The sequence below is a fragment of the Arthrobacter sp. NPDC092385 genome (assembly GCF_044755105.1).
Taxonomy (GTDB): Bacteria; Actinomycetota; Actinomycetes; order Actinomycetales; family Micrococcaceae; genus Arthrobacter_D.
On sequence record NZ_JBIVQL010000002.1, the window covers coordinates 1 to 12,604 of the forward strand.

The 12,604-nt window shown below is 67.7% G+C and carries 10 protein-coding genes; 5 read left to right on the forward strand and 5 right to left on the reverse strand.

What is annotated here, in order from left to right:
* Window positions 1-306 precede the first annotated feature (306 nt).
* From ACIQCY_RS03135 to ACIQCY_RS03145, 3 genes are all read left to right on the forward strand, one after another.
* Window positions 307-555, forward strand: a complete 249-nt coding sequence (locus ACIQCY_RS03135; RefSeq protein ID WP_055769355.1) for a WhiB family transcriptional regulator — start codon at window positions 307-309, stop codon at window positions 553-555.
* 287 nt (window positions 556-842) lie between these two features.
* Window positions 843-1,169, forward strand: coding sequence for a helix-turn-helix domain-containing protein (locus ACIQCY_RS03140; RefSeq protein WP_400482440.1), 327 nt, complete (start codon window positions 843-845; stop codon window positions 1,167-1,169).
* A complete protein-coding gene (locus tag ACIQCY_RS03145; RefSeq protein WP_400482441.1) occupies window positions 1,166-2,020 on the forward strand; it encodes an IS3 family transposase in 855 nt (284 codons plus the stop codon). Before ACIQCY_RS03140 ends, ACIQCY_RS03145 begins: the two co-directional genes overlap by 4 nt.
* A gap of 78 nt (window positions 2,021-2,098) precedes the next feature.
* On the opposite strand, the gene ACIQCY_RS03150 is transcribed toward ACIQCY_RS03145, so the two are convergent.
* From ACIQCY_RS03150 to ACIQCY_RS03165, 4 genes are all read right to left on the reverse strand, one after another.
* A complete protein-coding gene (locus ACIQCY_RS03150) occupies window positions 2,099-3,577 on the reverse strand; it encodes a sensor histidine kinase (RefSeq protein WP_400482442.1) in 1,479 nt (492 codons plus the stop codon).
* A 139-nt stretch (window positions 3,578-3,716) separates the two neighbouring features.
* The gene (locus ACIQCY_RS03155) at window positions 3,717-8,555 is read right to left on the reverse strand and encodes an NAD-glutamate dehydrogenase (RefSeq protein WP_400482443.1); all 4,839 of its coding nucleotides are present in this window, start codon (window positions 8,553-8,555) and stop codon (window positions 3,717-3,719) included.
* A 47-nt stretch (window positions 8,556-8,602) separates the two neighbouring features.
* Window positions 8,603-9,928 carry a CpaE family protein gene (locus ACIQCY_RS03160; RefSeq protein ID WP_400482444.1) on the reverse strand — a complete coding sequence of 442 codons (1,326 nt, stop codon included), beginning with the start codon at window positions 9,926-9,928 and terminating at the stop codon, window positions 8,603-8,605.
* Window positions 9,925-10,581 carry a hypothetical protein gene (locus ACIQCY_RS03165; RefSeq protein WP_400482445.1) on the reverse strand — a complete coding sequence of 219 codons (657 nt, stop codon included), beginning with the start codon at window positions 10,579-10,581 and terminating at the stop codon, window positions 9,925-9,927. Before ACIQCY_RS03165 ends, ACIQCY_RS03160 begins: the two co-directional genes overlap by 4 nt.
* A gap of 178 nt (window positions 10,582-10,759) precedes the next feature.
* Here ACIQCY_RS03165 and ACIQCY_RS03170 point away from each other — a divergent pair, with 178 nt between their 5' ends.
* On the forward strand, window positions 10,760-10,987 hold the full coding sequence (locus tag ACIQCY_RS03170; RefSeq protein WP_400482446.1) for a helix-turn-helix domain-containing protein: 228 nt from the start codon (window positions 10,760-10,762) through the stop codon (window positions 10,985-10,987).
* Window positions 10,988-11,078: 91 nt separating this feature from the next.
* Here the strand turns inward: ACIQCY_RS03170 and ACIQCY_RS03175 are convergent, their stop codons facing one another.
* Window positions 11,079-11,639, reverse strand: coding sequence for a hypothetical protein (locus ACIQCY_RS03175; RefSeq protein ID WP_400482447.1), 561 nt, complete (start codon window positions 11,637-11,639; stop codon window positions 11,079-11,081).
* 117 nt (window positions 11,640-11,756) lie between these two features.
* Here ACIQCY_RS03175 and ACIQCY_RS03180 point away from each other — a divergent pair, with 117 nt between their 5' ends.
* Window positions 11,757-12,596: a LysM peptidoglycan-binding domain-containing protein gene (locus ACIQCY_RS03180; RefSeq protein WP_400482448.1), complete on the forward strand. Its 840-nt coding sequence runs from the start codon at window positions 11,757-11,759 to the stop codon at window positions 12,594-12,596.
* Window positions 12,597-12,604: the final 8 nt, after the last annotated feature.

Consider the following 12,604-nt stretch of genomic DNA (forward strand, 5'->3'; position numbering starts at 1 on the left):
ACATGAAGACCTCTTAGTCGTTGGCGTGTGTGGTAACCACCAACCTAAGAGGTCTTCACCCTTTCACCCTGCAACCAACGTCCTGTCTCAGTACACCTAGGTGCGCACGGCACGGCGACGTTGTGACATACCACTCACCGATCGGGTCAATTCGACCGGTGAAACCCTTGTTTACCGGTCAGTAACGTGACAGCCTTAAAAGCAGTGCAAACCCAGGGGGCCCAAGTTGGCCCCTTTACTATGAGCCCCCTCGTGAATGTTTTCACAAGCACACGGTAGGTGAGGGCAGAGGAGAATGTGATCACCATGGATTGGCGTAGTCGCGCGGCCTGTCTGGACAAAGACCCGGAGCTGTTCTTCCCGGTCGGCAACACCGGGCCGGCGCTTCTTCAGATCGAGGAAGCCAAAAGCGTTTGCCGCCGCTGCCAGGTGCAGGACACCTGCCTGCAGTGGGCCATCGAATCCGGGCAGGATGCCGGAGTATGGGGCGGATTGAGTGAAGATGAGCGCCGTGCGCTCAAGCGGAGGGCTGCAAGGGCCCGCCGCGCTTCCTGATCGAACCCGGGGCGCACCCGGTCGAGCCGGACGACGAGCCGGAGTCATGACGAAGGGCCGCCCACTGAACTGCTCCCCGGAAGTTGGACTGAGAAATTCAGTTTCGACTCCCGGGGAGCATTTTTATGCATGCACGTAGTTCGTTGTCGGTGGAGCAGCGTGAAGCGGCTGTAGCGTTGTTCGAGAAGGGCATCGCGGACACAGGCGCTGCGACCTTGCTGGGAGTGTCTCGTGGACCGGTGAGGCGTCTGCATCGGCGGTGGACGATCCATGGTCGAGGAGCGCTGGTGGCTAAGCCGAAACAGGTGTATTCGTTCGAGGTCAAGCTCGCCTTGGTGGAGCGGTTCATCGCGGGTGAGACGTCACTGAACCTCGCGACGGAAGCCGGCCTGTCCTCGCCTCTGCTCCTTGAGAAGTGGGTGCGGGAGTATCGCCGCGACGGCGCCGACGGGTTACGGCCCAAGCCCAAGGGCAGACCCAGAAGCCCCAAGTCCTTACCGCCTGCGCAGGTGTCCGAGTTGGAACGGTTGCGGCGGGAGAACGAACGGTTACGGGCGGAGGTCGCGTACCTGGGAAAATTACGGGCCTTGAGCGCGCAGGAACCACGACGGTGAAGGTTCAGGCCGTCATCGCCCTCAAGGCCGACTTCCCGCTCCCGGTGCTGCTCGAGGTCACCGGCCTGGCCCGGTCCACGTTCTTCTACCACCAGGCCCGGCTCCAGAGCCCGGATCCGCGTCAGGAGCTCAAGACCGCGATCGCAGAGATCTTCACGGCGAACCACGGACGCTACGGGCACCGCCGCATCCACACCATCCTCACCCAGCAGGGGTGGACGGTCGCGAAGAAGACCGTGCTAAAGCTGATGCGATCACTGCGGCTGGCCTGTCAGGTCCGGCGGAGGAAGCGTTACAGCTCCTACCGAGGCGAGCAGGGCAGGATCGCTGCGAATGTGCTGGACCGGGACTTCGCAGCGGACGCGCCGAACCAGAAGTGGGTCACGGATGTGACCGAGTTCAGTGTCGGCGACCGGAAGCTCTATCTCTCACCGGTCATGGATCTCTTCGACCGGCAAATCATTTCCTACTCGATCAGCTCATCACCGAATCTGGAGCTGACCAACACATCCCTCCGAGAAGCCCTGGCAACGCTCAAGGGCGGAGAAGAGCCGCTGGTCCACTCGGACCAGGGTTTCCAATACCAGCACGCCTCCTGGCGGCGTCTGCTCCAGGACGCCGGCGCACACCAGTCGATGTCCCGCAAGGGCAACTGCTACGACAACGCCGTCATGGAGAACTTCTTCGGTCACCTCAAGGAAGAACTGTTCCACCGGGTCCGCTTCATCAGCACCGACGCCTTCACTGAAGCCCTACACGAGTACATCCGCTGGTACAACACCGAGCGGATCTCCACAAAGCTCAAGGGCCTGAGCCCGGTGCGATACCGTGCTCAGACCCTCGCGGCCTAACCTACTTACTTAGCCAGTCCAACATCCGGGGACCAGTTCACACCGGGCGGCCCTTCGTCGTACCCGCCCGGATGTCGGTCAGCTGCCCTGGTTCAGGCGCAGTCCGAGCTCGAGAGTCACCGATGTACCGCCACCGGGGCGCGTGCTCCACTCGATCGTGCCGCCGAGTTCGCTCGTCACGAGTGTCCGCACGATCTGCAGGCCCAGTCCTTCCGCATGGCCCCCTTCGGGCAACCCGACGCCGTCGTCGGCGATCGTCACCCGCAGGATCTCTTCGCCGTCGGCCTCCGTCCGCCGGTTCGCCATCAGCCAGACGGTGCCCGTCCGTCCGGACAGTCCGTGCTCGACGGCGTTGGTGACCAGTTCGTTGATCACCAACGCCAGAGGCGTTGCCAGATCGCTCGGCAATTCGCCGAAGTCCCCGCTCCGCTCGGTGCGGACGGCCTGCGAGGGTGACGCCACTTCCGCGGACAGGCGGAACTGCCTCGAGATGAGCTCATCGAAGTCGACGCTCTGCGCCAGCCCCTGGGAGAGCGTCTCGTGGACGAGGGCGATCGTCGACACCCGCCGCATGGCCTGTTCGAGGCCGAGCTTGCCTTCCTCGCTGACCATCCTGCGGGACTGCATCCGCAGGAGCGCCGCCACGGTCTGCAGGTTGTTCTTCACGCGGTGGTGGATCTCACGGATGGTCGCGTCCTTCGATACGAGCTCCATCTCCCGGCGTCGGAGTTCGGAGACGTCCCTGCACAGGACGAGCGCCCCGAAACGCTCCTTCTCGTCCCGCAGGGGGATGGCGCGCAGGGACAGGCTGACGCCACGCGAGCCGATCTCGGTGCGCCACGGCATGCGGCCCGTCACGACCAGCGGCAGCGTCTCGTCGACCATTCTCCGATCCTTGAGCAGTGCTGTCGTGATCTCCGCGAGCGGACGTCCCTCGAGGGTCTCGACATCGCCGAGGCGCCGGAAGGCGGAGACGCCGTTCGGGCTCGCGTACTGCACGATCCCGTCGACGTCGAGGCGGATCAGCCCGTCCCCCACTCGCGGGGCGCCGCGACGCGACCCCGTGGGCGTCGCGAAGTCGGGCCAGAGCCCGAGCGTGCCCATCCGCAGGAGATCGTAGGCGCACTGTCGGTAGGTCAGCTCCAGCCTCGACGGCATCCTCGAACTCGACAGGTCCATGTGGGTCGTCACGACGGCGAGCGTCCGGCCGTTGCGGACCATCGGCACCGCCTCGACGCGCATCGCCATCTCGGTGGTCCAGTTCGTCTCGCCGGACCGCTCGATCTTCTGCGAGCGCCAGGCCACGTCGACGAGCGGCTGCAGGTCGGCGCGGATGCGCTCGCCGACGAAGTCGCTGTGGAAGACGGTGTGCGACGTCGACGGCCGGGCGTGCGCCAGGGCCACATAGCCCCCTCCGTCGAGGGGGAACCACAGGGCCAGGTCGGCGAACGCGAGATCGGCCACCATCTGCCAGTCCCCCACGAGGAGATGGAGCCACTCGGCGTCGCCGGGTTCGAATCCGGCATACTCGCGGATCGGGTCAGTGAAGATAGCCATGGGATCTCTCTGTTGCTCGGGCCGGTCGCGTCAAGCCGGCCTGCGTGCGTGCCCGTGGACGGACCGGACCGGCAGGACGAGGTGCCGCAGGGTCCAGTCTGTCACTCCCGGTCCCCTGACGCAGACCGCGAGCCGCGCCCTACCGCACGATGGACCGCAGGAGGCGGAGCGCCACCGAGAGCGACGAGATGTCGTCCTGCTCCAGCAGGTTGACCTCCGCGAACATGTTGCTGGCGCGCTGCAGCTGATCGGCGTTCTGCTCCTGCCACGCCAGCAGGCGGTCCCCCGCGTCCTGGTCCCGCAGGTGCTGCGACGCCCGCATGACGGCCACGGTGATGTCGGCGACCGTCGAGTAGAGATCGTCCCGCAGGGCCGCCCGGGCCAGGGCCTGCCAGCGGTCCGTCCTCGGCAGCTTCGTGATCCGCTCGAGCAGGTTGTCCACTTCGAAACGGTCGTAGACCGCGTAGTACACCTTCGCGATGTTCTCGACCGGCTCGTCGACCCTGCGGGTGCTGTGGGCGATATCCAGCAACGCGAAGGACTCGAACTGCTCCGCCCAGTGCTGGCCGAGCTCCCCTGGCAGGTTCCACGCCGTCGCGGTCGCCATGCCCGCACGCGCCCGCTCGAGGTCGCATCCGCGCAGGTACTCGGAGAGGCGCGCCCGGAACGGGGCGACGAGCGGCTTGAAGGCATCGATGTCCTCGTTCACCGAGGTGCCCTGCTCCACGTGGTGCACGAACCACCGCACCGCGCGGTCCAGGAGACGCCGCAGGTCCAGGTGGACCGTGGTCCAGCGATCGGTGGGGAAGTCGGCCGGCAGCGCGGCAAGCGACTCGAGGGTCTCGTCCAGGGCGTAGATCTCGCGCAGGGCGACGAAGGCGCGCGCGATCACGGGCTCTGACACCGATGTCTCCTCCATCACCCGGAAGGCGAAGGTGATGCCGCCGAGGTTGATGATGTCGTTGGCGATGACGGTCGAGATGATCTCGCGGCGCAGGGGATGGGTGTCGAGCAGGTCGTCGAAGCGCTCCACGAGCCGTCGGGGGAAGTAGCGGCGCAGCGTCCCCCTGAAGTAGGGATCGTCGGCCAGGTTGCTGGCCGACAGGACCTTCGTCAACTCGATCTTGGCGTAGGCGGCGAGCACGGACAGCTCGGGTGAAGTGAGCCCTCGGCCACCGTCGATCCTCTTCCGGAGCTCGGCGGTGGTCGGCAGCGCTTCGAGTCCCCTGTCCAGGTCGGCCTTCTTCTCCAGCCAGTCCATCATGCGCTCGTAGCTCGGGCTCCACTCGATGACCCGCTGGCGGTCGTTGAGCAGGAGGACGTTCTGGTCGATGTTGTCCTGCAGCACCAGCCTGCCGACCTCGTCGGTCATGGAATGCAGGAACTCGGCCCGTTCCCCGGGCTCCAGACGGCCGGCACGCACCATCCGGTCCACGAAGATCTTGATGTTGACCTCGTGGTCCGAGCAGTCGACGCCTGCGCTGTTGTCGATCGCGTCGGTGTTGAGGATGACTCCGGCGAGCGCAGCCTCGATCCGCCCGCGCTGCGTCATGCCGAGGTTTCCTCCCTCGCCGATCACCCGTGCCCGCACCTCGTTGCCGTTCACGCGGATGGCGTCGTTCGCGCGGTCACCCACGTCCCCGTGTGTCTCGTCCGTTGCCTTCACGTACGTACCGATGCCGCCGTTGTACAGCAGGTCGGCGGGCGCCCGAAGGATCGCCTTCAGCAACTCAGGAGGGCTGAGCTTCGTCACACCTGGGTCGAGCCCCAGTGCTTCGCGTACCTCCGGGGAGATGGGCACGGACTTGGCCTGGCGCGGGTAGACCCCGCCGCCGCTGCTGATCAGCGCGCTGTCGTAGTCCTCCCAGCTCGATCTGGGGAGCTCGAACAGCCGCCGGCGCTCGGCGAAGGACACCGCGGCATCCGGATTCGGGTCCAGAAAGATGTGGCGGTGGTCGAAAGCCGCCAGCAGGCGGATGTGCTCGGACAGGAGCATGCCGTTCCCGAAGACGTCCCCGCTCATGTCGCCCACGCCCACCACGGTGAAGTCGTCGGTCTGGGTGTCGACGTCGAATTCGCTGAAGTGCCGCTTCACGGACTCCCATGCGCCACGTGCCGTGATGCCCATGGCCTTGTGGTCGTAGCCGACGGATCCCCCGGAGGCGAAGGCGTCACCGAGCCAGAAGTCGTACTCGGCGGAGAGTTCGTTGGCGATGTCGGAGAACGACGCCGTCCCCTTGTCGGCGGCGACGACCAGGTAGGTGTCGTCGTCGTCGTGCCGTACGACCCGGGCCGGCGGTACCACGGATTCGGTGGTGCCGTTCGTGAGGACGTTGTCCGTGATGTCGAGGAGCCCGCGGATGAAGGTCCGGTAGCTGGCCTGGCCCTCGGCGAGCCATGCCTGCCGGTCGGTCGCCGGGTCCGGCAACTGCTTGGCGAAGAAGCCGCCCTTGGCCCCGGTGGGCACGATGACCGCGTTCTTGACGGTCTGCGCCTTCACCAGGCCGAGGACTTCCGTGCGGAAGTCCTCGCGGCGATCGGACCAGCGCAGGCCGCCGCGAGCGACCTTGCCGAAGCGGAGGTGGACGCCCTCCACCTGGGGCGAGTAGACCCAGATCTCGAACTTCGGGCGGGGGAACGGCGCGCCCTCGATCCGCGCGGTGTCGAACTTGAAGCTGACGTGGCGCTTGTCCTGGAAGTAGTTGGTCCGGAGGGTCGCCTCGATGAGGTTGGCGAACGTCCGCAGGACGCGGTCCGCATCGAGTGTCGGGACACCCTCGAGGCCTTCGTCGAGGGCTGTCCGCGCGGCCTCCGATGCGACGCCCCGATCGCCGTCCAGATCGGGATCGAAGCGGGCCGTGAACAGGGCGACGAGTGCGCGGCTGACAGCGGCGTTGCGCATCAGCGTGTCCGCCACGAAGCCGTACGAGTTGGTGTTGCCCATCTGCCGCATGTACTTGGCGTACGCGCGCAGGATGAGCACCTGACGCCACCCGAGCTCCTCGCTGAGGACGAGCCGGTCGAAGGCATCGGATTCGCTGTTCCCGGCGACCGCAGCACTGAAGGCGTCCTGCAGCAGGGGCGCCGTTCCGAGCGGCGAGATGCCCGCGGGGTATTTCAGCCCGAGGTCGTAGAGGAAGAAGGACCGCCCATCGGACCGCGTGATCTCGAACGGGCGCTCGTCCAGCACCTCGAGGCCCAGGTTGTGGAAGTACGGAAGGATCTGCGTCAGGCTCTTCGCCTCGGTCAGGTAGAGCTTGAGGCGGGCGTCCTCGGCGTCACCGAAGTCCTGCCGCCGGGGCACGTAGACGTGCAGCTGCGGCACACCGGGTTCCGCGGCTGCGAGCTGCTCGAACCGGGAGATGTCCTCGAGCGCGTCCTCGACCTCGTAGTCGACGCGGTAGCTGGGGGGGAAGGACTCGGCCCACAGCGCTGCGAGCCGCTGGGCCGTGTCCTGCTCGAACCGGTGCTGCGCGACCTCGACGATGCCCTCGGACCATGAACGGGCCGCGCGGACCAGGCGCTCCTCGAGATCCGCGGCGTCGACCTCCGGGATCTCCGCGCCGCGTTGCAACCGGATGCGGAAGAACAGGCGGGCGAGGGCCGACTCGCTCATCCGCGCTTCGAAGTCGATCGTGTCGGCGTCGAGGGCGGCCCGCAGCTCTTCCTCGATGCGCAGTCGGACGCTGGTCGTGTACCTGTCGCGCGGAAGGTAGACGAGCGCCGACATGAAACGTCCGTAGACGTCCGGGCGCAGGAACAGCCGGGTGCGCCGGCGTTCCTGCAGGCGCAGGATGCCCAGCGCCGTGGCGACCAGATCGGACACCTCGATCTGGAACAGTTCGTCGCGCGGGTACGTCTCCAGGATGGACAGCAGGTCCTTGCCGGAGTGGGAATCGGACGGGAACCCGCAACGGTGCAGGACCTCGGCCACCTTGTCGCGTACCAGGGGGACGTTGCGGACCGATCCCGTGTAGGCACTGGTGGCGAACAGGCCGATGAACCGCCGTTCCCCGTTCACATTGCCCTGGGCATCGAAGCTCTTGATGCCGATGTAGTCGAGGTACGCGGCGCGGTGCACCGTCGATCGGGAATTCGCCTTCGTGATGACGAGGACGCGACGCTCCCGTGCCTTCGCCCGACCCGCGGCGGTGAGTTGCTGCAGGTGCCCTCCCCCGCCGCCGTGCCGCAGCAGGCCCAGACCGCTGCCCTCCCGCACCGAAAGGGCATCCTGGCCGTCCTCATCGGTCACGAGGTCGTATTCCTTGTATCCGAGGAACGTGAAGTTGCCGTCGTCGAGCCACTGCAGGAGTTCCTGCGCCTGTCGAAGGTCCGGGATACCCTCCGCGCCTGCGATCGACCCGAGCGAGGCCTCGATCGATCGGACCGTGGTCCGCATGGCCGGCCAGTCCTCGACGGCGGAGCGTACGTCGCCCAGCACCCGGTGGAGGCCCTCGATGATGGATTGCTTGGCTGCAGGGTCCGACAGGCGGGCGACCTCGACCGAGATCCAGGACTCGATCTGGGCCGTGCGACCGATGGTCCCCGTGAGGTCGGCGATATTGGGAAGCGCGGCGGTGTCCCCACTCGAGGCGCCGGCGGTCGACGGTACGCGCTTGAGGCCCGCGAGGGCATGCGACTCGTCGTCGCGCACCGCGAGGAACGTCGGGTGGACCACGAGGTGGATGGCCGCGCTCTGCCGCACGAGTTCGGCCGTGACCGAGTCGACCAGGAAGGGCATGTCGTCAGTGACGATCATGACGACACTCGAATTGCCCTGGTCCATGACACCGATCGCGGCAGTCCCCGGTTCGCGGGATTCGGCGAGGTCGCGGTGGGCGAAGGCGCGCTGCCGGAGGTCTGTGGGAAGGTACCCGATGGCATCTTCGCGGGCAAGATGCTCGAAGTAGTGCTCTACGAAATCCTCCCGTGAAGTGTCCGAGCTTGACTGATCCGTTGTCCTGGATCCAGACGACATGGGGAGGGCCTCCGTAACGAAATTAAAGGCCGCTCCATTGCGACCTCTTACCGTGGAAGCCTATCCGTGTTACCCGAAAACTTCACGTCACGCAGGCGCCGCCCGAGCCCGCGGTTCCGCCTCTCGCCGATCGGCACCCCGGCGAGTTCCGCGATCGCGAGCCTCAACGGTGAGGTCGGCGCCGTCTCGAGCAGAGCGGTGCCCGCCAGGAGGGCCTGATCAGCGGCGGCATGGTCCATGGGCAGGAAGTCCGAGATGGCCGCACCCGGCCCGAAGCGCTCCCATGCCTCACGCAACTGGGTCTCCGGCGCCCGGCCCACCGCCGCAGCCCTCACCTTGTTGAACACCACGCGGGGTGCGGCGGTCGGGACGGCGTCGGCCAGTTCGGAGAGTGCCTTCACCATCCGGGGAACCCCGATCGAGTCCGCTCCCCCGACGGCGATGACCGAGTCCGCTGCCTCGAGGCTCCGGAGCGCGGCACCGTTGCGGCGAGGAGCGAGGGTATCGAAGCTGAGTTCCTCGTCGGCTTCGAGGCAGAATCCGCAGTCGACGACGGTGACCTCCACCAGCGAGCGGGCGGCCTCGAGGACCTGGCCGAGGGCGGCCGGACGCAGCTCGGGCCACCGATCGGGCCGCGTGATGCCGGTCAGAACCCTGAGGCGGCCGCCCTTGATGGCTACGCTCACCGCTATGCGTGCCAGAGCAGCGCTTCCGAAACCGCCCTGGTCGGCGATGCGGCAGGCCTGGGCGAGTCCGGACGACTCGTCCAGCAGGCCGAGGGAGGCCCCGATGCTCGCGCCGTACGTGTCGGCGTCGACCAGCAGCACGGAGGTGCCCGCGGCGGCGAGCTCCGCGGCGATGTTGATGGCGACGGTGGTGCGCCCCGGGCCTCCCGGCGGGCCCCAGACCACTGTGATCCGCCCGTCGCGGGACCCCTCGACCACCTCCACGGGGCCAGGCGCGGCGCGGTCGGGCACATGCAGCGGATCCGCGTAGGCGAGGGAACCCCGCGGGCCGACGGCCGCGTCGAAGCCCTCGACGGCCCGCGAGACCGCTGCGGCGAGTACCGCGGGCTCGACCGACGCCCCGACGTACTCGACACCCTCCAGCGCCGTCGTATCCGCTGATACGGCGCCGTCGGTGAGTGCGACGACGACCACGCCGGCGAAGCGCAGCCTGTCGATCAGGGACGCAGTGAGCTCCGCGGCACCGGGGGCGATGATCGCCGCGCGGGCCAGGCCGGTCTGGCAGGCGGCGACCAGTTCTGCGAGCTCGTCGCATCGGCGCACCACGGTGACCGGGCCGCGGAGTTGCTCGAGGCCCGGGACAAAGGCGCTCGCCACCGATCCGAGCGTGATCACGGGGATGCTCACGATCCGGCACCCGGGTTCAGGACGACGGCGATCCGGGCATCGTTGGAGAGCGCGTTCAGCAACTCCGGCATCGCCTCGTCGTCGACGAGCACCTGGACCAGAGTGGAGGCGCTCCCTCCGAGGGCGGACTCCCCCACGGTCAGCTCCGCCACCTCAGCCGCCTCGAGGAGGAGCCGGGGCTCCTCGTAGGTGTTCGTGTCGGTCCGCAGGGAGACCCAGATGTCCACCCGGTCGCCGGCGGCGGTCCCCGTGGGCAGGGGGTCCGCGACCGACAGGCCGACAGGCTTCCGGTCCAGCTCGTCGGGGGTGCCGATGGCGGCCGAGGGTAGGAGCTCCCCCTGCGTGACGAGCCTCGTGGCCACCGCTCCCTCGGGGATCCCCTCGGAGACCGGCAGGTAGGAATCGGCCGAGTCGCCGAGACGGACCGGGACACCCACGAAGTCCTCGGCAGAGAGGTCGGATCCGACGGCGATGTCGTGCCGTGCGGAGTACACCTCCGTCGTGGTGTTCTGGCTGCCGATGAGGGCGATGACTCCGGCCGTCGAAGCGAGGACCAGGAGGAGACCGACGAGGAGCCGGGGGTCCTTCCAGGACGGCTTCTTCAACCGCGGAGCCTCGCTGGGCCGCTGCGCGGAGCGCGTGTCGGTACTCACTGTCGTCCCCCTGACATCGATGCCGTCCCCGCGGGACGGCCCACCGCAATTGTTGTGCACGCGGCGCCTCAAAGGAACCGATCTGCCGCAAACCGGGTCAAAGTGTGGAAATGCCGGTCATCCGCCATGGACGATGGCAGACTGGAGGCATACCAGGATCACCAGGAAAGGCGGGCCCGTGGCCGAGCGGCGTTTTCTCACCCTCGCCGATGTGGGAGAAATTCTCAACATCAGCTCGTCGCAGACGTATGCCCTCGTGCGGTCCGGTGAGTTGCCTGCGATCCAGGTGGGCGGCCGCGGCCAGTGGCGCGTGGAGACCCGGGTCCTCGAGGAGTACATCGCCAAGGCGTACGAGAAGACGGCCTCCGCAGTGAGGAACGAAGCCGACAGCACGCCACTCGCCTGACCGGTCGGTGGCAGGTCGACGACGGCGACCGGGTCCGTCCTCGACACGGGGACGAGGACGTCGCGCACGGACGACCCCACCCTTCCAGCCCCTAGTCCGTCGCGCCGGTCGCGTCCAGGGAGTCGACGGAGGCGAACGGCACCGTCAGGACGTCGCGGACGTTCGACGCGCGCCTCTCATCTCCCGGCGCGACGAGTCCCAGCTCGAAGAAGTCCGCTCCCACGCGATCGATCACACCGGTGAAGCGGGAGGCGGGAGACCCCAGCCATACCGCCACGTGCGCCCTGTCCCGTGACAACGCCCTCAGCGCGGATCCGGTGCCCAGCTTCGCGTGGACACCTGACAGAGGCTGCCCCACGGCGCGCCCCAGTCCCCTGAGGGACTGCAGCGACGAGAGGGGCACGATGACGGATCTGCCCTCGACCGCCAGTGCGAGCCATTGCGAACCGACGTGCGTCAGGATTCCGGTCAGCGACCTACCGCCCGTGGTGGAGACGTCCATCGGCCGGCCGATCTGGCATGTCAGTCGCTGCACGAGCGTCAGGCGGGACTGCTCGGACCGCAGGCGGTCCCTGATCTCGCCTTCTTCCCGGACGGACGCGGCCGTCAGCAATTGCGACTCCAGGTCATCGAACAGGGCATCCCAGCGCATGCCCCCAACGTAGGCAAGCCGGGGCCCGCGGTCAATGAAGCCCGTACTCGGCAAAAAAACTGAACGTAGACAAATGCCATCAAACTGCATCAAACTATGTTTAGGGAAGGAGACACCATGAAGAGTTCCGACGCAGTGCAGGCAGGGCTGGTTCTGGCGTGCGCCCTCGTCGTGGTGGCGGCCGGCCAGGCCCTGGACCGGCTGCACCGTCCGGCGGGACCGCGGGACCTCGAAAGCGTCCTCGGATTCCTCCTGTCGGTCCTGGGCGGCGCGGTCATCGGCCTCTGGATTCTTGCGCTCGCCGTCGCCGTCCTGGCCGAACTCCTGCAGCGCCGGGGCCTCTCGGCCGCAGCGAGCGTGGCCCAGCGCTGCACGCCCGCCGTCATGCGACGCCTCGCGGCCGCACTTCTGGGCGTCCACCTCCTCGCCGTGCCCGCCATGGCTCAGGCCGCGCCGCACGGAGCAGAGGCAGCCGGTCCCACCGCCGTCGTCGCGCCGGGTGCCTCCATGGCCACCGGCCTCCCGGCATCCGCCGATACCGATGGAGCCAGCACGTCCCACTCCCCCTACTGGTCCCCGGTCGGCACTCCCAGCGGTACGGGACAGGAGGAGGAGCCGGCCTCGGCGCCTGCCCTGCAGGGCCCACAAGGATCAGCGGACCGGCAGAATCCACCCGGATCACCGGGACGATCACCGTCACCTGCATGGCGACCGACACAGATTCCCGTCGACGGAGGCCTCCTGTTCCGCGCCGAGTCACGACCGTCGGTCGGGACCGCGGAGGTCGTCGTCGCCCCGGGGGACTCCCTCTGGTCGATCGTCGCCCTACAGCTCGGGCCGCTCGCAACCGCTGCCGATATCGCCGAGGCCTGGCCCGCCTGGTACGACACGAACCGCTCCACCATCGGCGAGGATCCGTCCCACCTCGTACCCGGTCAGGTCCTCAAGGCCCCCTGACCCCGGGC